This is a genomic window from Chryseobacterium paridis (genome assembly GCF_016595215.1).
Lineage (GTDB): Bacteria > Bacteroidota > Bacteroidia > Flavobacteriales > Weeksellaceae > Chryseobacterium > Chryseobacterium paridis.
In genome coordinates this window covers 588,021-611,184 of sequence record NZ_JAENHK010000010.1, presented here as the reverse complement: position 1 = coordinate 611,184, position 23,164 = coordinate 588,021, and the positions used below count along the sequence as shown (strand labels likewise).

Annotated in this window: 17 protein-coding genes; 9 read left to right on the top strand and 8 right to left on the bottom strand. The window is 34.7% G+C overall.

Annotated features, from left to right (window positions below):
- Nucleotides 1–171: 171 nt before the first annotated feature.
- Nucleotides 172–1,356, bottom strand: a complete 1,185-nt coding sequence (locus JHL15_RS12235; RefSeq protein WP_234047758.1) for a pseudouridine synthase — start codon at nucleotides 1,354–1,356, stop codon at nucleotides 172–174.
- Nucleotides 1,357–1,457: 101 nt separating this feature from the next.
- Between JHL15_RS12235 and aroB the strand changes: the two genes are divergently transcribed.
- Entirely contained in the window at nucleotides 1,458–2,504 is a 1,047-nt protein-coding gene (aroB, locus tag JHL15_RS12230; protein WP_200246073.1) for a 3-dehydroquinate synthase, read from the top strand.
- Between the two features lie 95 nt (nucleotides 2,505–2,599).
- Here aroB and JHL15_RS12225 read toward each other — a convergent pair whose 3' ends face one another.
- On the bottom strand, nucleotides 2,600–3,346 hold the full coding sequence (locus JHL15_RS12225) for a hypothetical protein (protein WP_200246071.1): 747 nt from the start codon (nucleotides 3,344–3,346) through the stop codon (nucleotides 2,600–2,602).
- Nucleotides 3,347–3,780: 434 nt separating this feature from the next.
- Here JHL15_RS12225 and JHL15_RS12220 point away from each other — a divergent pair, with 434 nt between their 5' ends.
- The 3 genes from JHL15_RS12220 (at nucleotide 3,781) to JHL15_RS12210 (ending at nucleotide 6,467) form a co-directional block, all read left to right on the top strand.
- A complete protein-coding gene (locus tag JHL15_RS12220; protein WP_200246069.1) occupies nucleotides 3,781–4,437 on the top strand; it encodes a porin family protein in 657 nt (218 codons plus the stop codon).
- A 165-nt stretch (nucleotides 4,438–4,602) separates the two neighbouring features.
- Entirely contained in the window at nucleotides 4,603–5,163 is a 561-nt protein-coding gene (locus JHL15_RS12215) for a porin family protein (RefSeq protein ID WP_200246068.1), read from the top strand.
- 593 nt (nucleotides 5,164–5,756) lie between these two features.
- Nucleotides 5,757–6,467 carry a porin family protein gene (locus JHL15_RS12210; RefSeq protein ID WP_200246066.1) on the top strand — a complete coding sequence of 237 codons (711 nt, stop codon included), beginning with the start codon at nucleotides 5,757–5,759 and terminating at the stop codon, nucleotides 6,465–6,467.
- Nucleotides 6,468–6,633: 166 nt separating this feature from the next.
- Here the strand turns inward: JHL15_RS12210 and JHL15_RS12205 are convergent, their stop codons facing one another.
- The 6 genes from JHL15_RS12205 to JHL15_RS12180 all read right to left on the bottom strand — a co-directional run bounded on the left by JHL15_RS12205 (nucleotide 6,634) and on the right by JHL15_RS12180 (nucleotide 13,443).
- Nucleotides 6,634–7,515, bottom strand: a complete 882-nt coding sequence (locus JHL15_RS12205) for a glycerophosphodiester phosphodiesterase family protein (RefSeq protein ID WP_234047757.1) — start codon at nucleotides 7,513–7,515, stop codon at nucleotides 6,634–6,636.
- 185 nt (nucleotides 7,516–7,700) lie between these two features.
- Entirely contained in the window at nucleotides 7,701–9,194 is a 1,494-nt protein-coding gene (gene purF / locus JHL15_RS12200) for an amidophosphoribosyltransferase (RefSeq protein ID WP_200246065.1), read from the bottom strand.
- Between the two features lie 108 nt (nucleotides 9,195–9,302).
- A complete protein-coding gene (gene purC / locus JHL15_RS12195) occupies nucleotides 9,303–10,022 on the bottom strand; it encodes a phosphoribosylaminoimidazolesuccinocarboxamide synthase (RefSeq protein ID WP_200246063.1) in 720 nt (239 codons plus the stop codon).
- Between the two features lie 32 nt (nucleotides 10,023–10,054).
- Entirely contained in the window at nucleotides 10,055–10,750 is a 696-nt protein-coding gene (locus JHL15_RS12190; protein ID WP_200246062.1) for a DUF3307 domain-containing protein, read from the bottom strand.
- Nucleotides 10,751–10,752: 2 nt separating this feature from the next.
- Nucleotides 10,753–11,358 carry a SatD family protein gene (locus JHL15_RS12185; protein WP_200246060.1) on the bottom strand — a complete coding sequence of 202 codons (606 nt, stop codon included), beginning with the start codon at nucleotides 11,356–11,358 and terminating at the stop codon, nucleotides 10,753–10,755.
- Between the two features lie 204 nt (nucleotides 11,359–11,562).
- Entirely contained in the window at nucleotides 11,563–13,443 is a 1,881-nt protein-coding gene (locus JHL15_RS12180; RefSeq protein ID WP_200246058.1) for an endonuclease, read from the bottom strand.
- A gap of 190 nt (nucleotides 13,444–13,633) precedes the next feature.
- Here JHL15_RS12180 and JHL15_RS12175 point away from each other — a divergent pair, with 190 nt between their 5' ends.
- The 5 genes from JHL15_RS12175 (at nucleotide 13,634) to JHL15_RS12155 (ending at nucleotide 23,153) form a co-directional block, all read left to right on the top strand.
- Nucleotides 13,634–14,773, top strand: coding sequence for an acyl-CoA dehydrogenase family protein (locus JHL15_RS12175; protein ID WP_200246056.1), 1,140 nt, complete (start codon nucleotides 13,634–13,636; stop codon nucleotides 14,771–14,773).
- 14 nt (nucleotides 14,774–14,787) lie between these two features.
- Nucleotides 14,788–15,285 carry a DinB family protein gene (locus JHL15_RS12170; protein WP_200246055.1) on the top strand — a complete coding sequence of 166 codons (498 nt, stop codon included), beginning with the start codon at nucleotides 14,788–14,790 and terminating at the stop codon, nucleotides 15,283–15,285.
- 201 nt (nucleotides 15,286–15,486) lie between these two features.
- Nucleotides 15,487–18,417 (top strand): reprolysin-like metallopeptidase, encoded by a 2,931-nt coding sequence (locus JHL15_RS12165; RefSeq protein WP_200246053.1) that lies wholly within the window; start codon nucleotides 15,487–15,489, stop codon nucleotides 18,415–18,417.
- A gap of 89 nt (nucleotides 18,418–18,506) precedes the next feature.
- Entirely contained in the window at nucleotides 18,507–20,711 is a 2,205-nt protein-coding gene (locus tag JHL15_RS12160) for a zinc-dependent metalloprotease (protein WP_200246051.1), read from the top strand.
- Nucleotides 20,712–20,957: 246 nt separating this feature from the next.
- Complete coding sequence (locus JHL15_RS12155) at nucleotides 20,958–23,153, top strand: zinc-dependent metalloprotease (RefSeq protein ID WP_200246049.1); 2,196 nt, start codon at nucleotides 20,958–20,960, stop codon at nucleotides 23,151–23,153.
- Nucleotides 23,154–23,164 lie beyond the last annotated feature (11 nt).

Below are 23,164 nucleotides of genomic sequence, written 5' to 3'. Positions count from 1 at the left end.
TTTAGATGAATAGAAATAATCAGGATTAAAACCCAACCTTATTGATGAGAAAGTAAAATAATTACATAAAAAAGCGTGATAATTCAATTACCACGCTTTATATTTTTAAATGCTAAAATTGTTTTTGAATGAGATTAAAACTCATCATTCATCACTCAAAACTTATAACTCTTAAAGCATTTTCAAGTTATTCACTTCTAATTCTGAAAGAATTCTCCAGTGTCCTCTCTTAATGTTTTTCTTGGTCAATCCAGCGAACATTACTCTATCTAAAGCCTCTACTTCGTATCCTAATCTCTGGAATATTCTTCTGATAACACGGTTCCATCCAATGTGGATTTCAATTCCGATCTCATTTTTAGGTTTTCCTTCGATATATGAAATCTGGTCAACAACTGCTACTCCTTCATCTAAACGAATACCTTCAGCAATTAACTTCATATCTTCACCTGATAACTTTTTATCCAATGTCACATGATAGATCTTCTTAGCATCAAAAGATGGATGCGTCAATTTTTTCGTCATATGTCCATCATTGGTTAAAAGAATAACACCTGTGGTAGAACGGTCTAATCTTCCTACTGGGAAAACACGATAAGGTGAAGCATTCGCAACAAGATCCATTACAGTTTTTCTTGCTTTATCATCTTTCGTTGTAGAAATATATCCTTTTGGTTTATTCAAAAGTACATATACAGGTTTTTCCGGTGTAATATTTTGTCCGTCAAAAATTACTTTGTCACTTTTCTGAACCTGGTAGCCCATTTCAGTAACTACTTTTCCGTTGACTTCTACCAATCCTTGTGTGATCAGCTCATCAGCTTCTCTTCTGCTGCATATCCCGGAATTCGCAATGTATTTATTAAGACGGATGGTATCCTTATGAACATCTTTATCGATCTTGTTCAGCCTTCTTTTTTGTACAAAAGATCTTGCCTTGTCTTCATCTCTCTCATTTCCGGAAGAAGGTCTTCTACCATACTTTAAGCTGCCTCTTTCATATTTATCTCTTGTGTCAAAGCTTTTCCCTCCTCTTTTTGCAGCGGGCTTTCCATAAGTTTTTCTTTCTCTTCCTTCGCTTGCATTAGTGATATAAGGTGTTCTTTCTGATTTTGATCCACCGTTTTCATCACGGCTTTCAAAACTTCCCTCGCTTCTTTTGAAAGGTTTCTTCTCAAACTTCGAATTACTCCCTTTATGGTCACTATTTCTCTCTCCTGCTTTAGGGAAAGATTTCTTGAAAGAACTTGATCCTGAAGAATTTCCAGATTTAGAAGCACGAGAATCATCAGAATTTTTTCTTGTTGAAATTCTTGGTCTTTGTGGTTTTCCTGATTTATTATTATCTCTGCTCATTCTAAATATTTTTGCAAAGATAGTAATTTAGTTACGAGTTAAAAATTAAGAATCATAACTTTGCAATATTGTTGTATACTTAATTATATATTATTCAGGAAATGATAACACTATTAAATGATCAGTTTTCTCAGTTGAATACCTTTTTACATGAAAGATCTTTCAGTAAAATTTTTATATTGGTTGACGAAAACACACACGAATACTGCCTTCCTGTTCTTTTAGGCAATATGGAAACAGATCTGGCCTTCGAAATCTTGGAAATAGAAGCTGGTGAGGAAATGAAAAATATCCAGACGGCCAATCAGCTTTGGGAGATTTTGACAGAAATGCAGGCTGACAGAAAAGCTTTAGTTATTAATCTTGGAGGTGGTGTTATTACTGATATGGGTGGATTTGTAGCTTCCACTTATAAAAGAGGGATTCAGTTTATCAATATACCGACTACCCTTTTATCCATGTGTGACGCATCTATTGGAGGAAAAACAGGAATTGATCTGATGCATTATAAAAACATGGTAGGGACATTTACATTTCCCGAACAGATCTTTGTATATCCTCAATTTTTAGAAACCCTGCCCTTTAAAGAATTAAGAAGTGGGTTTGCAGAAATGCTGAAACATGGATTAATTGCAGATAAGCTTCATTGGGATAATTTAATAAAGATCCAAAAACTGGATGTAGAATCACTTCTTCCTCATATTCAGACTTCAATGGCTATTAAACAGGATGTAGTGGATCAGGACTTCCATGAAAAGAACATTAGAAAAACCCTGAACTTCGGTCACACCATTGGACATGCTATTGAAAGCTCTTGTCTGGAACAGGGAAATCCTATCCTTCATGGGGAAGCTGTTGCTGCAGGAATGATTTGTGAAGCTCATCTTTCTTATCTGGAAGGACTCATTTCAAAAGAGGATTCAGAAATGATTATTGACAACGTTAGAAGATATTATCCGTATCTGGATATTAGTGATTTTAAAGATGAAGATCTTTCAGCATTACTGTTGAATGATAAAAAGAATACTGAAAAGAAAATTAATTTTTCTTTGCTTTCTGCAATTGGATCATGTGTTTTTGACCATGAATGCACTCAGGAAAACATACAGAAATCCTTGCATTTTTACAGAAAATTAAATGATGCTTAAATTCTTTCTGAGAATATAAAAATAAAGATCCCAACTGTAATAAGTCGGGATTTTTTATACTGTTTGGAGGAAAAAGTTCCGCTATAAGCAACAGTTTATTGAGTATTCTTTATTAAGCGCTGCTTTATGATCTGGTAAAGCATTTCTACTTCATTAATGTCGTCATAAAGAAATGGTAAATAAAAGCCTACCCCTTCCACATACACTCTTATTTTATCTCCTTGCCATTTATTACTTACTTTTTCAATAGCAAGTTGATCTGTAAAATAAACCTTTCGCATCTTCTTTCGAAAAAACATAGACAATGCATTTGTACTTCGGGTAGTGGTTCCGAAGTCATAGATTGGAAAAAACTCTATGTTATCATCATTGATAATAAGCTGCACAATTTTTTTTCGTCTGATAAAAAGTTTCGTTCCCAATAGCAAGCAATAAACCGAGGCCAAAAACAGAATAACATACAATACCATAAAGATAATTAGAAGTACAGATGCCTGCATATAAATTTCTTCAATGATATCAGGAAACAGCTGAATAAAAAGATAAATAAAGAATACAGCTAGCAATATCATCGATATACTTAATAATGTTGTCCTGTAAGATGAAATATAAAATATTTTCTGTCCTGAAATATCAGTAGGATGTATCTGTGGTGTAGGTTGATTGACGTTAAATATACTATAAACAAATTTTACACTTAATAATATGATCAAAACACCTAAACAAACCATGATTCCTATATTGAATGGATATGGTATTTTGTGGGACACTGTTATAAACAGCATCAAAAAGATCAGTCCAATAATAGTAAGAATAAATTTTAATCTCTTGTTTTGTTCCATCTTTATGGTTTATGATATTAAACTTAAATGCTGTCAGACAATCTCGGAGCTAGCATGTTGAATTACCATTAATAGAATAGATTAAAATTAATAAAATAATGACAGGAATAAATTATTCAAAACCCCTTTTTACAATTTCAAAGATTGGCTTTGAAAAATAATAAACAATTTATGACATCTTTAGTATCTTTTTCTATTGAACTAACCAATTAGGGTTTAAGCTATTTTTAAGATGTGTTAAACAAATGTTTGTTTATGCTGATAATTACAATTGATTATCAGTTATTTATGTTGTATTTATTGCTTTTCTTAACACCTGACTTTTATCATATTTCATTTTTTGGCATTCAATTTGAAAGATACTCTGCGTCAAATGAAAGTTGACAAGTAGTAAAATTTAAAATTAAGAAAGTAAAATATTAAAAAATTAAGTTATGAAAAAGTTAATTTTAGGGTTAGCAGTAACTGCAAGTTCATTAGCATTTGCTCAGCAAACAACTTCGACTTCATCTTCTAATCCAGTTACATTTGGTGTTAAAGGTGGTATGAACGTTTCATCTCTTTCAAAAGGAGCTGACTTGAGCGATTCAAAATCTAAAATTGGTTTTAATGCAGGTGTATTTGCAAACATTCCAGTAGCTAGTTCATTTAGTATTCAACCAGAGGTATTGTATAATGACCTTGGATCAAAAGTAACAAGAGAATATACTGTACTTGGAAATAATTATAAAGATGAATCTTCTACTAATTTAGGATATATTGCAGTACCGGTAATGTTCCAGTATAACGCAACACCAGAATTTTTCTTAGAAGCAGGACCTGAATTTGGATTCTTAGTGAGCGCTAATGATAAATTCAAAAGCTCTACTAACAATAATACAAGTACAAGAACCAGAAGTTTAGATAAAGATAACTTCAATACATTCAACTTTGGAATTGGTATTGGTGCAGGGTATTATTTTACTCCAAACTTAGGTATTACAGCTAGATATACTGCTGGTTTAACAGATATTGCTAAAAACAGACCTAGTAACTCTGATGCAATAAGAAACAACGTATTCCAGGTAGGTTTAGCTTATAAATTCAAATAAGCGTAAGAAACACATTCAGATAACAAATTTTGATTTCAATAAAATGGTTAGGTTTACTGGTTAAATCTAACCATTTTTGGTTAATTTAGGTTAATTTAAGTTATTTTAACATAATTTGGCAAGAATTTTGCATAAACCATTTACGAATTAAAATTAAATTAAATCATGAAAAAATTATTATTAGGTTTAGCAGTTGTTGCAAGTTCGCTAACATTTGCTCAAACATTTGGAGTAAAAGCAGGTCTTAACATTTCTACGATTTCCGGAGGCGACTCAAAAGCAAAAGCAGGGTTCTACGGTGGTGTTTTAATGAATGTTCCTGTTGCATCTAGTTTTAGTGTACAACCCGAAATTTTATATAATGGCGTAGGAGCAAAAGCTGATGGGAATAATGATCTTAAAGTAAATTTAAGTTATATCTCTGTTCCAGTAATGTTCCAATATAACGCAACTCCACAATTTTATCTTGAAGCAGGTCCTCAATTTAGCTTCCTGATAGATTCTAAATTTAAATACCAATCATCTTCAGTGGATGGCAAAGACTTTATCAAAGGTTTTGATTTTGGAATCGGTCTTGGTGCAGGATATTTCTTCACTAAGAATATTGGTGTAAATGCAAGATATGTAGCAGGTGTTGTAAACATTGCTAAAGAAGTAAATGGCGTACAAGGAGACGGAAAAAATAATGTTTTCCAAATTGGTCTTGCTTATAAATTCAATAAGTAATAACAATCCTTAATTGTAATATAAAGGTTAGATCCATTAGATAGATCTAACCTTTTTTTTATGGGATTAAACTGAGGTGTTGGGATATGATAAAATTAAATTTATATTCAATATTTGGTTTTGTAATTCAAAATGATACATTTCTCGAATCACAAATAATGTATATTAATTCATGCTGTTTTTGGAATATTATAAACTTTTTCTGTTCTAAATATTACGTTAAAAATAGAAACTATTCTTGTATAACAGATAAATAATGCAGCCTGGCACAGCAGGTTTAACCAATACAATTAGCACAATACGGATAAAAAACAAGGCAATTTGTGGGGAATAAAGCGAAAGTCAAAAAATATTTTAAAAAAAATTGCACATTTTTTTTCATTCAATTTAACTTAAAAAATTAATCGATTGTTTAATTTTAACTAATAAAATCCCATTCTAGTGGAATATTAAGAATTGTTTTAAACAATCGCTTCCTGGCTTATATTCTTGCAAATCATAGATTTATAATTATGGCAAGGCTTTTGCAAAATACATCCAATCTGAATGAATAATTCGGATAGTAAGAAATAGTAAAATTAAAAAATTAAATTATGAATAAGTTATTTCTAGGACTAGCGATAGTTGCTGGTTCATTTGCTTTTGCTCAGGAAACACAAACAACAACAGCTACTACTATTACTCCAGTTAACAAGGAAAAAGAACCAATTACATTTGGTATTAAAGGAGGAGCCAATGCTGCTCAGTTTAGTGAACAGAAATTAAGTGCAAACAATCAGAAAATAGGATTTAACGCAGGTGCTTTTGTAAATATCCCACTTTCTAAGCAATTTAGCTTACAACCTGAGGTACTATACAACCAATTAGGTGCAAAAAGTGTTCTTTCTTCTTCTGAAGTTACAACAGGGGCTACTACTGTAAAAACTCAACGTGACTTTAAAACAACATTGAATTATATTTCAGTACCAGTAATGGTTCAGTTCAAGCCAGTGGATAATTTCTACGTTGAAGCAGGTCCTGAATTCAGTTATTTCATCGATGGAAAAAACAAAGGAGAAACTACAGTTACAAGTACTACCAATAGTATCGCAACTACTCAAAGAACATCGGTTTCTGAAACAATCAATAAAGATGATATCAACAGATTCAACTTTGGATTAGGTCTAGGTTTAGGATATTACTTTACGCCTCACTTAGGGATCAATGCTAGATATGTGAATAGCTTGACTAAAATTGAAAAAAGCAGACCTGCTGCTGAAAACAATAACAGAGTATTTCAGTTAGGTTTGAACTATAAGTTTTAATAACCACAACCAATTTTTTAACCATAAATGCAATTTTGCATTGTAAAATGGCTGGGAAAATATTTTCTTCCAGCCATTTCTTTTGAACCAATAAACTAAAATTATGCAAGGATTTATTCAAATATTCGAGGATCGTCACTAATTACCCCATCTATTCCCATGTCTTTTAATTCTTGTAATTAACCGTCCATGGTATAACTTTCATTCCTAATGAATGGCATTCTTGTACCAGCTCACGGGTAACAAGTGATTGATCCGGACTATAGATCGTTGGAGTAAAACTCAGAAACTTCATATCACCAGCTACCCCATTAAGATGGTTAGGATATAATCTGAATTTCTCTGCAGGTATATTCTTAAAGTAATATTGCTGTTGCGCCATCTTTTTATCATCAACCTTTTCTACCAATAAAGCAGTCATTATTTTAGGATATTCTTTATGGATAATTTCCAATGTTCTGGGATCAAAAGACTGAATAATAACTCTGTCTTGAATTCTTTTTTCTATAATGATCTTCATTATCAGATCCACAAATTCTTTGGGTTCCGGATGAAAAATATGATCAGAGAAAGGGCGTGTTTTGGTTTCTATATTATAAAAAGGTAAAGGTCTTTTTAACTCACGGGAATAACTTTCACATGCATCTATCACCTCTGAGAAAAGAGGTTTTTGTACCTTTATTTTCTTTTGATCAGGATAATTGTTAAGTGGTTTTAAACCTACATCAAATGTTTTAATTTTTGCATGGGACATATCATAAATTTTGTAATAAAAACCAGAATCTTTGGGAATGTATGTCCCATCTGGTTTTGTTACCAATTCAGGGGAAAGAAAAGCATCATGGGACAGAATTACCTGTTTATCCTTTGTTATGGCTAAATCCATTTCAAGTGTTGTAATACCCATTTTTAAAGCATTTTTCATTGCCGGTATTGTATTTTCCGGGTAGAGGGACTTTCCTCCCCGATGCGCCTGCTTATCAAAAGACTGAGCAGAATATACATGAGTAAATGCAAGAAAAATACCCGTCAATAGTATGGTTTTCATATCCTGAAATTTTAATCTTACAAAATTAAAATTTAGCCATGCATTGTAGAATACGGAAATATTAAGCTTTTGCTACATTTATATAAAATCCTTTTACTCTACATGGAAAACACTCTTACACAGTTATCAATAGAAAGAGGTCAGGTTATTAATAACCTGACCTCTTTTGTTTATGGTAATTAGAATTAATTGAATAATTCTACTTCCTCTCCTTTCGCTACAGGATATTCTTCTGTAAAACATCCAAAACAATGATTAGAAGACCCTAAAATCTCTTTAAGGTTATCTGTGCTTAAGAACTCTAAAGAATCCACTCCTAAATAGTCTCTAAGTTGCTCAGTAGTCATATTAGCAGAAATCAAATCATCTTTTGATGGGGTATCAATTCCCAAATAACATGGTGCAATGATCGGAGGAGAAACACTTCTGAAGTGGATCTCTTTTACACCTGCTTCTTTCAGGATCTTAACCAATCTCTTGGAAGTAGTTCCACGAACAATAGAATCGTCGATGATCACTACTCTTTTACCTTTTATTTCAGAAATAATCGGATTCAGTTTCAGGTTAACGATTCTTTCTCTCATTTCCTGGGTAGGAACAATAAAACTTCTACCAATGTATCTGTTTTTGATCAAAACCGGACGGAATGGTATTCCTGAAGCTTTTGAAAAACCAATAGCAGCTGGTACTCCTGAATCAGGAACTCCAATTACTAAATCAGCCTCTACCGGAGCCTGTTCCCAAATCTTTTCACCAGATTTTTCTCTGATCTCATACACATTGATGTTCTCCAGTGTAGAGTCAGGTCTTGCAAAATAGATATATTCAAAAGAACAGATTCTCTGTTTTCCTTTCTCATTAACCATATAAGAATGTAATCCAGTTTCATTCTCATTGGTGTAAACAATCTCGCCTGGTAAGATATCACGAACATATTGTGCTCCAACAGCATCCAAAGCTACAGATTCAGAAGCTACAACGTATGATTTCTCATCAATTGCTCCTAAAACCAAAGGTCTGATTCCGTTAAAGTCTCTGAACGCAAAGAATTTATTTCTTGTCATCCCTACTACAGAATAAGCTCCTTCGATCTTTTCCATAGTTGCTTTAATAGCTCCTCTTAACCCCAGATCAAGATTTTTTTGAATTAATCTCAATATCACCTCAGAATCTGAAGTGGCTCTGAAAACAACTCCTTCAGCTTCTAATTCTGCTTTTAATTCTTTTGCATTGGTTAAGTTACCATTATGCGCAATTGAAAGTATAATCTGGTCATATTCGTTTTTCGCAAAAAATGGCTGGAAATTATACTTCTTTTTGTCTCCGGCAGTGGTATAACGAGTATGCCCTATTGCAGAATTTCCCATAAAAGTTTCAGGATGCTCAATATCTTTATAAACATCTAAAACCAGCCCCTCATCTTTCAGATTGTTGATTTTCCCATCTTTAAGAACGGAAATACCACAAGCTTCCTGACCTCTGTGTTGTAAGGCAAAAAGCCCGAACTGAGAAAGAGAGAACGTATCCAGATCATTATCAGAATATAGTCCGAAAATCCCACACTCCTCATTGGGAGCATCAAGTTTTTCTTCTTCTTTCGTTCTGAAAAGATTTCTACCGTACGTCTGGCTTTTAAACTGTTTTAAATATTCACTTTTATGAATGTCTAAACTTTTCATTTCTATTTTTTCTAATCTAGATTTTATTTTGATAGATTCTTAAGTTAGATGAAAAATTAAATATTATGTTAAATAGATAATTGAACACCTGGTCTTTTGTCTATACTCTTACTTATTAAGTAAAGCTTTCAATCTGTTGTAGATTTCAACATAAGCTTCAGTTACCTCGCCTAAGTCTCTTCTGAATCTGTCTTTATCTAACTTCTTCATGGTATCTTTATCCCATAATCTACAAGTATCAGGAGAAATTTCATCAGCTAAGATGATCTCACCATCTGAAGTTTTACCTAACTCAATCTTGAAGTCTACAAGGATAATGTTCATCTTATCAAACAGATCGATCAAAATTTCATTGATATCAGAAGTCAGCTCGTACATCTCATCAAGTTCTTCATAGGTAGCTGCACCTAAGAAAACAGCATGGTGATCATTGATTAGCGGATCTCCTAATTCATCTTTTTTATAACAGATATCAAAGATCGTTACTGGTGATTTTATTCCTTCTTCCACCCCTAATCTTTGAGCCATACTTCCCGCAGAATAGTTTCTTACAACCATTTCTAAAGGAATAATGGATACTTTTTTTACCAATTGTTCTCTTTCGTCCAATTGTTTAATGAAATGAGTTTTAATCCCTTTTTCATTTAAGTACTCAAAAATCAAAGTTGTGATCGCGTTGTTCATTTCGCCTTTCAAATCAACCTGTCCTCTTTTCTGAGCATTAAAAGCGGTAGCATCATCCTTAAAACGAACTACTACTTGATCAGGATTATCGGTAGCAAACACTTGTTTAGCCTTACCTTCGTACAACATTTCTTTCTTTTCCATTTTCTAAATTGTCTTTATAGTTAGATTTATTATTATTTAATTAAAATTCCTGTTAAAACTGCCATTCCAAAACTTAAAAGTGTTCCCACAAGCACGTATTCGGTTAACTTTCGTTGTTTAGCCTGAGCAAGATCACTGAATCTGAAAACAGATTTTGCAGCAACCATAAAACCTACGCCTTCCCAATGATTCACTAAAATAAAAATGAATACCAGTAAACGTTCCAAGATCCCTATATATTTTCCGGCACTTGTTAAAGATTCGGTTTGTATATTGTTTTGTGCTTCAGCAACCGGAGTCCATGAAGACAATAATATTTTAATGATAATAGATGAAGGAGTTGTCAAAAACAAAATTGCCATTAGTATTTTTAGAAACTCCGGATTCTGTAGAATACTTACATCAAATTCTTTATAATACCATGAAATTCCTAAAATAACAAGGATGTGAAGAAACTGATCAATAAAAAACCACCTTTTCTTTGTTTTAATATTTTGGAAGCTCAGTTTAGAGGCATCAATAATAAAGTGAGAAACACCTACTAAAGCAGCAACCCACCAAAGGTTTATATCCCAAAGAAAAATAAAAGTTAAAACAGTATGAATAAGAACATGAAAATAGAGAAACTTGCTTTTTAGCTTACGATTCTCCTTATCAGCAACCCATGAATTTGGCTGAAGAATAAAATCTCCGAGTAGATGTGCCAATATGAGTTTAGTGAAGATCATTTTTACAGTTCTGAAATTTTCTTTCTAAAATATTGATTTGTTTCTATGATAAGGTCATAATTTGCACGTTTCAACCTCTGGCTTACCGAAGATTGTGAGATTGCAAATTTTTTAGCCAGATCTTCTTGTGTGATGTCTTCATTCATGATCATCTCATGAATAATTTCTGCTGTAGCCATAGTCCATTTATCAAAATCTTTCGAAGACCATTTCAGGAGCATATTGAGATCTCTGTCTACAGCCTCATTGGAGGTTTTAATAGCAACAGTATCTCCGTCACTCTTTAAGCCATTTAATAACCTTCCGGAATACACGTAAGCTGTTCCATTAGATTCTGTGATTTTATCGGATGAAAAATTCTCTTCTCCAATGCCAATCGCCATTCTTACATCTAAATTTTCCTGACTTTTTATAACAGATTTTATGGCTAGAAAACACCAGAAAACTTCATCGATAGTACATTTGAACTGAAACTCATCTCCTCTGTAAATTTCCCATGTGAGCGGTGAGCTCCCCCAATTCTCCAGGAGATTCTTTAGTTTGGTAATCCAAACTTCTGTGTCTGCATGTTGCGAATTTATAATATCACCGGTGATGACCGCTATCATTTTGCAAATATAAGCATAATTACTTATAAATAAAAGATATAAGCAGAAACACTTATAGATATTAATTATTAGTGAATCTGCTTATATCGATTACCTCTTAAACAGAAGATTTTATGAGATTTACGAATTATAAATTACATATTATAAATGTCATTTTAGAATATTTTTATCTACTTATTATTTATAATATCAAAATTTACAACCTTATTTCTTAATGAATTTATATGTTTTATTATCCAGTTTCAGCAAATACATTCCTGATTGTAAATTCTGTATCGAAATATTTCTCTTATTTTTAAATGGCATTTTTTCAGTAAGTAAAAGTTGACCTGTCCAGTCTATTATCTGTGCTGTTTCAATATTTTCTGTTTTTCCACTGACAAATATATTTTCATGAGCTGGATTAGGATAAATTTTCAACTCTTCGTTATCTACATAACGGACATCCGGTAACGATAAAGTGCCCAGATCCTCACAATAATCACTTGGATGAATATTCCATTCATTACTATCAAAAGAAGATGTCGGTTGGTTAACTCCTGCTTTTCTGTAAAGAGAAACATTACTTAATACAGAAGCGTTCGATTGAAATTTCACCCCGATAGCATCCACTGTTGTTGTCTTGTAAGCCAGTTCAACATATTGATTTCCTGAAAACATCATTTGAGGTGCAGCTGTAACGAACTTTGCATCATTATTGGTAAAACAGGAAAAATTAGCATGAGGATTTAAAATAACAAAAGCTTCATTATTCTGTATAACACCTTCAAACTCATAAGGAGCCGGAAAATAGTAACTTCCTGTAGTACTTGATGAAAACTGAATCGATAATCTGTAATCACTTAGATTAACAGGATGCCCTGTTCTGTTTGTGATTTCTATTGCTTTGTTATTGGAACTTCCTTCTAAATATTTAGAAACAAATAAATCTTTAGCATATACATCAGAAGCAATCGTGTTTACCGAAAGAACATTACTATCCTGAGAATATAAATATCCATTATCATAAGCCTTAACTGTAAAACTATAAGATGTAGAAGGCAATAAATGATCAATAGTAATAGAAGAATTTCTTGTCGAGCCTACCAATGTTCCATTTTGATAAACTTTATATCCGATAACATCCGGACTTAGACTGGGTGACCAACTTAAATTAGCAAAATAAGCGCTTGTCTGAGTTACCGCCAGATTAGAAGGAGCTAAAGGAACATCAACATTAGGGGTTTGGTTCCAGATAGCGTTCACCCATTGTGGATGGTCAATAAATGGGTTTCTGTTTTTCTGGATGGCATAAACCGAATTATTTCTATCGATTTCTCTTTGAGAAACAGGATCCTGTGTGTGCCACTGAATAAGCATCGCTATATATGCATCATCAAACGCTTTCTCTTCTGTTCCATCCAAAGGGTTGGTATCAGATGCAGGATTGGTGTTATTATTAAATTTAAAAGTCCCTAATTTCCCTTCATATCGAACTGCAAAGTACAGCAGACTTCTTGCTATATCACCTTTAAACTCATCAATAGGTTCATAAACGCGACCTGTATATACATAATTGGGAATAGCACTCCGTCCGATTTTTGAGGAATTGGTAAATGTGTAATATACGTTGGAAGGCGCTGTGCTTGATATTCCATACGGGTAATTACTTCTTAGCTGGTTGATTCTTGCATCTGTCGGAACTACGTAAAACAAATCAGAATACATGGGATAATTACTATAAAAAGTACTTTGAGGCATCATATGCTCTCTGTTATATCCTAATCCTTCCGCATTAGCACTGGATATTAACTGAGCAGAAGTATATTCGTAAGCATCCGGTCCTGTTGGAATTTCCGAATACATGTCCAGTAATAAGGTAGTGTTACTGATTCCATGATCATAATAAATGTCAAGATCCGTTTGATTATAATAATCGGGAAGATCACCATAGTTCCAGCTGATATTTTTAACCGAAATAATATCATGTAATTTCGATTTAAGGGCATATCCTGTAAGCCCGGTTGTTCCATCATAATATCCCGCAGGAATTTGAGCATAAATGGATGACGAAAACAAAATAATTGAGAGTAAAACTTTTTTCATACATAAAATTTGGAATTGTAAAGTAGAAAAATATATTTTTTGAATCTGCATCATCCATATTAAAAAAACATTAAATTACCTCTCATAAAAAACTGATAATTAAATTATTGCAATCGTAATACTGCATACAGAATAATTTATTTTAGTATTTCCACAATTTAAGTATCTTTGAGAACTAACTATTTACTTTATGAATACCGAGATTGCTGACAACATTAAAATGATTGCAGAAACGGCAAAAGAATTTGCTGAGAAAAATATCAGACCCAATATTATGGATTGGGATGAGAGCCAGACTTTTCCTAAAGATTTATTTCATCAGCTAGGAGAAATGGGTTTTATGGGAATTGTTGTTCCTGAGCAGTATGGAGGTTCCGGCCTTGGTTACCATGAGTATGTTACTATTCTCGATGAAATCTCACAAGTAGATCCTTCTATCGGGCTTTCTCTAGCAGCACACAATTCATTATGTACGAATCATATTTATGAATTTGGAAATGAAGAACAAAGACATAGATGGCTTCCTCAGCTGGCTACTGGTAAAGTACTAGGAGCTTGGGGGCTAACGGAACATAATACAGGATCAGATTCCGGAGGAATGTCTACTACTGCAGTAAGAGATGGCGACGATTGGATCATAAACGGAGCTAAAAACTTTATTACTCACGCTATTTCAGGTGAAATTGCTGTAGTAATGACAAGAACAGGAGAAAAGGGTGCTAAAAATAACTCTACTGCTTTTGTTTTAGAAAAAGGTATGCCTGGTTTTACTTCTGGAAAGAAAGAAAACAAATTAGGAATGCGTGCTTCTGAAACTGCAGAATTAATCTTTGATAATGTACGTGTACCAGATTCCCACCGTTTAGGAGAAGTTGGAGAAGGGTTCAAACAGGCTATGAAAATTCTTGATGGAGGTAGAATTTCAATCGCAGCTTTAAGTTTAGGAACTGGAAGAGGAGCTTATAAAGCTGCTTTAAAATATGCGAAGGAAAGACATCAGTTTGGAAAAGCTATTTCTAATTTCCAGGCAATCAATTTTATGCTTGCTGATATGGCAACAGAAATTGATGCGGCTGAACTTTTAATTCACAGAGCGTGTACATTAAAGGATGCAAAGCAAAAAATGACAAAGGAAGGAGCAATGGCAAAATTATTTGCTTCTGAAGCTTGTGTAAGAATTGCGAACAATGCCGTTCAGATCTTTGGAGGTTATGGATATACAAAAGATTTCCCGGCTGAAAAATATTATAGAGATGCTAAACTTTGTACTATTGGAGAAGGAACTTCTGAAATACAAAGATTAGTGATTGGAAGAGATATTACTCAATAATTAATTTCTTTATCATGATTAAACAAGCACTTTTAGGGGAATTTCTGCATGAAGCAGAAAATACCAGACAAATTTTAAAAGCAATTCCTGACAGTGCTCTGGATTGGAAACCTTCTGAGAAAAATTGGACAACAGCTCAATTGGCATCTCATATTTCTGAAATTTACAACTGGTATGAATATACTTTCAATCAGGATGTTTTTGATATGGGAGTTTATCAATATGATAAAGGAGATATTTCTAAAGCAGCAAATATCTTAGCTAAATTTGAAGAGAATGTCACAACAGCTCAAAGGGTTTTAGAAAATTCTGATGAGAATACCTATCTCAATAATTGGAAAATGGAGATACACGGGAAAATATTATTCCCTCCTACTCCAAAAGTTCAGGTAATCAGAGGATTTTTGTTTAATCATTTATACCATCATAGAGGCGAATTGGTTGTTTATTTAAGATCAACCGGAAATAAAGTTCCGGGAATGTACGGACCCACCGCCGATGATAAAATATAATTAGAATTATTTCACCAATAAATGAATAGTACACGTATTTTGCGTGTACTATTTTCTTTTTTTGATACAATAAAAATTAAAGGATATTCAATGTATTGAATAATATACTAGATCTATATTCAAAAATATTCTTAAATAATTTTGTTTTTCGTAATGAATTTTTTATTAGCTTTGATATTCCACAATCAAAACAAATATTTTATGAAAAAACAATTAACTCTGATTGGAGTGCTTCTCATGACGGGCATTTCTTTCGCGCAGACCGATCGTCTTTGGTCTCAAAGCTCACAAAAAACATCCAACAATGTTTTTGAAAACAAGACAAATATTAATAATCCAAAGGTATACACCCTGGATATTAATGGCCTTAAAAGTGCACTTTCAAGAGCTCCAAAAAGACTTTCAGCTGGCGAGAAATCAGAAGTCATCATTTCATTCCCAAACTCTGACGGGAAAATGGAGAATTTCAAAGTAAGAGAAAATTCTAACTTTGATCCTCAACTGGCAGCCAAATATCCGGATATCAAATCTTATGTCGGTGATGGGCTGGGAGATTCAAACTCTACGGTTTATTTCAGTATTTCTCCATTAGGACTTTCTTCAATGGAAATCTACGGTGATAAATCTGCAGTTTTCATTGAGCCTTATACTAAAGATCTTTCTACTTATGTCGTGTACAAAAAATCTGACAAGAAAGACAATCTTAACAAATTCGAATGTACTGTAATTGATGTTGCTCAAAAAGGGGTGAGTAATATCAATCTTACAGCCAGACCTAACGCAGATGATGCTAAACTAAGAACATTCAGATTAGCTCTTTCCTGCACCGGAGAATACACCACTTATTTTGGAGGAACAAAAGCCAATGCTTTAGCTGCAATGAACAATACAATGACCCGTGTAAATGGTGTTTTTGAAAAAGATTTCGCAGCAAAGATGGTTTTAATCTCTAATAATGATGATGTAATTTACACCAATGCTTCTACGGATCCTTATTCTCCTTCAAGCAGCATGAATAATTGGAATTCGCAACTTCAAAGCACTCTAACCTCTGTAATTGGCGAAGCTAATTACGACATCGGTCACTTATTCGGAGCTACCGGAGGTGGTGGAAATGCAGGATGTATCGGTTGTGTATGCACCAACGGATCTAAAGGCAGTGGATACACCTCTCCTGCTGATGCAATTCCTTCAGGTGATAACTTTGATATCGACTATGTAGCTCACGAAATGGGACATCAATTCGGAGGAAACCATACTTTCTCTATGAGTAACGAAGGAACAGGTGCTAATATGGAACCTGGATCGGGATCTACGATTATGGGATATGCAGGAATTACAGCTCAGGATGTACAGCCCCATTCTGATGCATTTTTCCATGCAATAAGCATTCAGCAGATTACTAATAACATTAAAGCTAAAACTTGTCCGGTTAGCACCGCAACAGGAAATTCAATTCCGACAGCTAATGCAGGTCTTGATTATACGATTCCAAAAGGAACACCATTCGTACTGACAGGAACAGGCACAGATGCCGATGGTGATTCTTTAACTTATATCTGGGAACAAATGGACAATGCTTCGTCTTCCCAAACGGGAGCAAGCTCTGCCGCAAGTGCAACAAAAGCTTCTGGTCCTACATTCAGATCATGGACTCCAACGACCGCTCCGGTTAGGTATTTCCCTAGAATGGCTTCTATATTAACAGGTGCTACAACAACAGCTGGCACAGAAATTACTGTTGAAGCTTTATCCAATGTTGCAAGAACTCTAAACTTCAGATTTACCACTCGCGATAACAGGGCCGGAGGATCTGGAAATAATTCAGATGATGCAGTAATTACTGTAAACGCAACAGCCGGGCCATTCACTGTATCATCTCAAAACTCTGCAACAACATATACTGGAGGAACTTCTCAAACTGTAACATGGGATGTTGCCGGAACTACCGCCAATGGTGTTAATGCTGCTAATGTTGATATTCTATGGTCTACAGACAGTGGAAATACCTGGACTACTCTATTAGCTGGAACTCCAAACGATGGAACACAGGCTGTAACCATTCCAAATACTTCTACGACAACAGGAAGAATTATGGTTAAAGGTTCTAATCATATTTTCTTTGATGTAAATAATGCAAACATTACAGTAAATGCAGGATCAGGAGGAACAGATACCGTGGCTCCTACCGCACCTACTCTTACTGCTTCTGGAACTACTGCTACAAGTACTAATCTATCATGGAGTGGAGCTACAGATAATGTAGGTGTTACAGGGTACGACGTTTATCAGGGAACTTCATTAATTGGCTCTACAGCTTCAACTTCATATACAGTAACAAGCTTAAGTCCATCCACTACTTATAGTTTTAAAGTTAAAGCAAAAGACGCCGCAGGAAACACATCTGTCGATAGCAATTCTGTAAGTGTAACTACACTTGCAGGTGGTACAGTAACATATTGTTCAGCATCTGCAAATAATACCGCTGATGAGAGAATCGGAAATGTGAAATTCGGATCTATCAATAATACTTCTACAGGAACAGCGGGGTATGAAAACTTCACTTCTGTTTCTACGAATGTAACAAGAGGAAGCGCTTATACAATTTCTATAACACCAGTATGGACTTCAACGGTTTATAGTGAAGCTTATGCTGTGTATATCGACTATAACCAGGATGGTGATTTCACAGATAGCGGAGAGCTAGCATGGTCTAAAGCAGGTTCTACTACTACACCAGTAACAGGAAGTATTACAATCCCGGCTTCTGCTACATTAGGATCAACAAGAATGAGAGTAATGATGCAGTATAGCTCTATCCCATCATCTTCTTGTGGAACTTATACGTATGGACAAGTAGAAGACTATACGCTTAATGTTGTTTCCTCAGGAAAAGGAGATATATTAAACACTGAGAATCTATTGACTGGTGCTAAAGTATATCCTAACCCAGTAAAAGATGTCCTGAATGTTTCAAATACAACCTCAGAAGAATATAAAATCTTCGATATGGCTGGAAAACTGATCAGCTCAGGAAAACTTGAAAGAGGCGCAGTGAATGTCAATCATCTTATCAAAGGTGCTTACATGATACAAATTGGTGAAACCGCTAAGAGATTCATTAAAAACTAATAAACTTGTATTGAAACTAAGTAAAAAACTACCTCTTCTGAGGTAGCTTTTTTACTGGTTTTCATACTTCCATCAAAACCAAATATTTTATGAAAAAACAATTAACTCTGATTGGAGTGCTTTTTATGACGGGCATTTCTTTCGCGCAGACCGATCGTCTTTGGTCTCAAAGTTCACAAAAAACATCCACCAATGTTTTCGAAAACAAGACTAACCTTAATAATCCTAAAGTATACACGCTGGATATTAATGGTTTAAAAAATGTACTTTCAAGAGCTCCAAAAAGATTGGCGACTGGCGAAAACTCTCAAGTTATTATCTCCTTCCCAAACTCTGACGGGAAAATGGAGAATTTCAAAGTAAGAGAAAATTCTAACTTTGATCCTCAACTGGCAGCTAAATACCCAGACATCAAATCTTATGTCGGTGAAGGTGTAGAAAACTCCATCTCTACAGTTTATTTCAGTATTTCTCCATTAGGACTTTCATCCATGGAAATCTATGGTGATAAATCTGCTGTTTTTATTGAGCCTTATACTAAAGATCTTTCTACTTATGTCGTGTACAAAAAATCTGACAAGAAAGACAATCTCAACAAGTTTGAATGTACTGTAATCGATGTTGCCCAAAAAGGGATTGACAATACCAATCTTGCAGCCAGACCAAATGCGGATGATGCTAAACTAAGAACATTCAGATTAGCTCTTTCCTGCACTGGAGAGTACACTACTTATTTTGGAGGAACAAAAGCCAATGCTTTAGCTGCAATGAATAATACAATGACCCGTGTAAATGGTGTTTTTGAAAAAGATTTCGCAGCAAGAATGGTTCTAATCTCTAACAATGATGCTGTGATTTATACTAATGCTTCTACGGATCCTTATTCTCCTTCAAGCAGCATGAATAACTGGAATTCACAACTTCAAAGTACTTTAACCTCTGTAATTGGCGAAGCTAATTACGACATCGGTCACTTATTCGGAGCTACCGGAGGTGGAGGAAATGCAGGATGTATCGGTTGTGTATGTACCAACGGATCTAAAGGTAGTGGATACACCTCCCCTGCGGATGCAATTCCTTCAGGTGATAACTTTGATATTGATTATGTAGCTCACGAAATGGGACATCAATTCGGAGGAAACCATACTTTCTCTATGAGTAACGAAGGAACAGGTGCTAATATGGAACCTGGATCTGGCTCTACGATTATGGGATATGCAGGAATTACAGCTCAGGATGTACAGCCTCATTCTGATGCATTTTTCCATGCAATAAGTATTCAGCAGATTACTAATAACATTAAAGCTAAAACTTGTCCGGTTAGCACCGCAACAGGAAATTCAATTCCGACAGCTAATGCAGGTCTTGATTATACGATTCCAAAAGGAACACCATTCGTACTGACAGGAACAGGCACAGATGCCGATGGTGATTCTTTAACTTATATCTGGGAACAAATGGACAATGCTTCGTCTTCCCAAACGGGAGCAAGCTCTGCCGCAAGTGCAACAAAAGCTTCTGGTCCTACATTCAGATCATGGACTCCAACTACTTCCCCGGTTAGATATTTCCCTAGAATGGCTTCTATTTTGGCAGGTGCTACAACAACAGCTGGCACAGAAATTACCGTTGAAGCTTTATCTAACGTTGCAAGAAAACTGAATTTCAGATTTACAGTTCGTGATAACAGAGCTGGAGGATCAGGAAATAATTCAGATGATGCCGTAATTACTGTAAACGCAACAGCGGGACCTTTTACTGTTTCTTCACAAAATTCTGCGACAACTTATGCAGGAGGAAGTTCTCAAACCGTAACATGGAATGTTGCCGGAACTACTGCTAATGGTGTTAATGCTGCTAATGTAGATATCCTTTGGTCAACCAATAGCGGAGCAACATGGACTACTCTACTAGCGGGAACTCCAAACGATGGGACGCAGGCTGTAACCATTCCAAATACTTCTACTACAACAGGAAGAATTATGGTTAAAGGTTCCAATCACATATTTTTCGATGTAAATAATGCTAACATTAAAGTAAATCCTACTTCGAAAAAAGCAGAAGTAATGAGTACAAATAACTTATTGACAAACGTTAAGGTTTATCCTAACCCTGTAAATGATGTTTTGAGTATCTCAAATACTACATCTGAAGAGTACAAGATCTTCGACATGGCTGGAAAATTAATAAGCTCAGGAAACCTTGAAAGAGGTTCTGTAAACGTTAATCATCTTGTAAAAGGAGCTTATATGATACAAATTGGCGAGATTTCTAAGAGATTTATTAAAAATTAATAATCTTAATTTGAAATTTCATGAAAAGGCCACCTCTTATGAGGTGGTTCTTTTTATATGCGTTGAAAAATATTACACATTTTAGTGAATTTGGTTTATTTTATTCTTTTCTAACCAATAAATTAACCATTTCCTAATATTTAAATAATAATATTGATTAATTAACACTTAAAATGTTTAAAAAATACATTATCCGTAATATATTTTTACTAGCTTTGAAATTCCACAATTAAACAATATTTTTATATGAAAAAACAGTTATGTATGATTGGGGTGCTTTTTATGACGGGCATCTCTTTCGCGCAGACCGATCGTCTTTGGTCTCAAAGTTCACAGAAAGCATTAAAAAATGTTTTTGAGAACAAAACTACTCTTACCGATCCAAAAGTGTACACATTGGATTTTAACGGCCTAAAAAATGCACTTTCAAGAGCTCCAAAAAGATTGGCTGCCGGCGAAAAATCAGAAATCATTATCTCCTTTCCCAATTCTGACGGGAAAATTGAAAATTTTAAAGTAAGAGAGAACTCTAACTTTACTCCTCAGTTAGCAGCAAAATATCCTGACATCAAATCGTATGTGGGTGAAGGTGCTGAAAACCCAACTTCAACAGTGTATTTTAGTATCTCCTCACTGGGGCTTTCTTCAATGGAAATCTATGGGGACAAATCTGCTGTATTTATTGAACCTTACACAAAAGACCTGTCTACTTATGTAGTTTATAAGAAATCAGATAGAAAAGCTGACCTTAGCAAATTTGAATGTAAAGTGATTGATGTTGCACAGAAAGGGATTGATAATAGTTCTGCTAAACCCAATGCTGATGATGCAAAATTAAGAACCTACAGATTAGCTCTTTCTTGTACGGGAGAATATACGACTTACTTTGGCGGAACGAAAGCCAATGCTTTAGCAGCAATGAATAATACAATGACCCGCGTAAATGGAGTGTTTGAAAAGGATTTTGCTGCAAGAATGGTTTTGATCTCTAATAATGATGACGTAATTTATACCAATGCTTCTACTGACCCTTACTCCGATTCTAGTAATTTGGATGACTGGAATTCTCAGCTTCAAAGCACATTAACTTCTGTAATTGGTGAGGCTAATTATGATATAGGACATTTATTTGGTAAAGATGGAGGTGGTGGAGATGCAGGATGTATCGGTTGTATATGTACAAATGGATCAAAAGGAAGCGGCTATACTTCACCATTAGATGGAATTCCATCAGGGGATAGTTTTGATATTGATTTTGTTGCCCATGAAATGGGACACCAGTTTGGAGGAAATCATACTTTCTCTCACAAAGTGGAATCCTATAATGTAAATATGGAGCCAGGATCCGGATCCACAATTATGGGATATGCAGGAATTACGCCTCAAGATGTACAGCCTCATTCCGATGCTTTTTTCCATGCTATAAGTATTCAGCAAATCACTAATAATATTAAAAATAAGACCTGCTCAGTAGATACGAATACCGGAAATTCAATCCCTACAGCAGATGCGGGTCTTGACTATACTATTCCTAAGGGGACACCGTTTATGTTGACAGGATCCGGAGCAGATGCTGATGGAGATTCTTTAACATACATCTGGGAACAAATGGACAAGGCCTCCTCTTCTCAAACCGGAACAAGCTCTGCTGCTAGTGCAACTAAAGCTTCAGGTCCTACTTTCCGATCATGGACACCAACAGCTTCGCCAACAAGATATTTTCCTAGAATGGCTTCTATTTTGGCTGGTAGTACCACAACTGCTGGTACAGAAATCACAGTTGAAGCTTTATCCAATGTTGCAAGAACTCTAAATTTCAGATTCACGGTACGTGATAACAGAGCCGGAGGTTCTGGTAATAATTCTGACGATGCGGTGATTACTGTAAACAAAACAGCCGGACCATTTAAAGTAAGCTCTCAAAACTCTGCAACAACTTATACAGGAGGTAGTTCTCAAACTGTAACATGGGATGTATCAGGAACTACTGCTAACAACATTAATGCTGCCAATGTAGACATTTTATGGTCAACTAACAGTGGAAGTACCTGGACTACCCTATTAGCGGGAACTCCAAATGATGGTACGCAAGTGGTAACCATTCCTAATGCTGCCACTACGACAGGAAGAATAATGGTTAAAGGTTCTAATCATATTTTCTTTGATGTCAATGATGCTAATATAAAAGTAACTGCATCTTCGGCAAAAGAGAAGGATGTTGCAAAGGATTTGATTACCGAGGTTAAAGTTTATCCAAATCCTGTAAGTGACATCTTAAATGTTTCCAATACTACATCAGAAGAATACAAAATTTTTGATGTAAGCGGAAAAATCATCAGTTCAGGAAAACTTGAAAGAGGTACCGTAAATGTCAATCACCTTACAAAAGGCACTTATCTTATTCAGGTCAGAGAAATCACTAAAAAATTCATCAAAATTTAATTACTGATAAC

Coding starts and splice junctions, on each gene's coding strand:
- JHL15_RS12235 (WP_234047758.1), bottom strand. CDS start 1,356: ATGAGCAGAGATAATAATAAATCAGGAAAACCACAAAGACCAAGAATT.
- aroB (WP_200246073.1), top strand. CDS start 1,458: ATGATAACACTATTAAATGATCAGTTTTCTCAGTTGAATACCTTTTTA.
- JHL15_RS12225 (WP_200246071.1), bottom strand. CDS start 3,346: ATGGAACAAAACAAGAGATTAAAATTTATTCTTACTATTATTGGACTG.
- JHL15_RS12220 (WP_200246069.1), top strand. CDS start 3,781: ATGAAAAAGTTAATTTTAGGGTTAGCAGTAACTGCAAGTTCATTAGCA.
- JHL15_RS12215 (WP_200246068.1), top strand. CDS start 4,603: ATGAAAAAATTATTATTAGGTTTAGCAGTTGTTGCAAGTTCGCTAACA.
- JHL15_RS12210 (WP_200246066.1), top strand. CDS start 5,757: ATGAATAAGTTATTTCTAGGACTAGCGATAGTTGCTGGTTCATTTGCT.
- JHL15_RS12205 (WP_234047757.1), bottom strand. CDS start 7,515: ATGAAAACCATACTATTGACGGGTATTTTTCTTGCATTTACTCATGTA.
- purF (WP_200246065.1), bottom strand. CDS start 9,194: ATGAAAAGTTTAGACATTCATAAAAGTGAATATTTAAAACAGTTTAAA.
- purC (WP_200246063.1), bottom strand. CDS start 10,022: ATGGAAAAGAAAGAAATGTTGTACGAAGGTAAGGCTAAACAAGTGTTT.
- JHL15_RS12190 (WP_200246062.1), bottom strand. CDS start 10,750: ATGATCTTCACTAAACTCATATTGGCACATCTACTCGGAGATTTTATT.
- JHL15_RS12185 (WP_200246060.1), bottom strand. CDS start 11,358: ATGATAGCGGTCATCACCGGTGATATTATAAATTCGCAACATGCAGAC.
- JHL15_RS12180 (WP_200246058.1), bottom strand. CDS start 13,443: ATGAAAAAAGTTTTACTCTCAATTATTTTGTTTTCGTCATCCATTTAT.
- JHL15_RS12175 (WP_200246056.1), top strand. CDS start 13,634: ATGAATACCGAGATTGCTGACAACATTAAAATGATTGCAGAAACGGCA.
- JHL15_RS12170 (WP_200246055.1), top strand. CDS start 14,788: ATGATTAAACAAGCACTTTTAGGGGAATTTCTGCATGAAGCAGAAAAT.
- JHL15_RS12165 (WP_200246053.1), top strand. CDS start 15,487: ATGAAAAAACAATTAACTCTGATTGGAGTGCTTCTCATGACGGGCATT.
- JHL15_RS12160 (WP_200246051.1), top strand. CDS start 18,507: ATGAAAAAACAATTAACTCTGATTGGAGTGCTTTTTATGACGGGCATT.
- JHL15_RS12155 (WP_200246049.1), top strand. CDS start 20,958: ATGAAAAAACAGTTATGTATGATTGGGGTGCTTTTTATGACGGGCATC.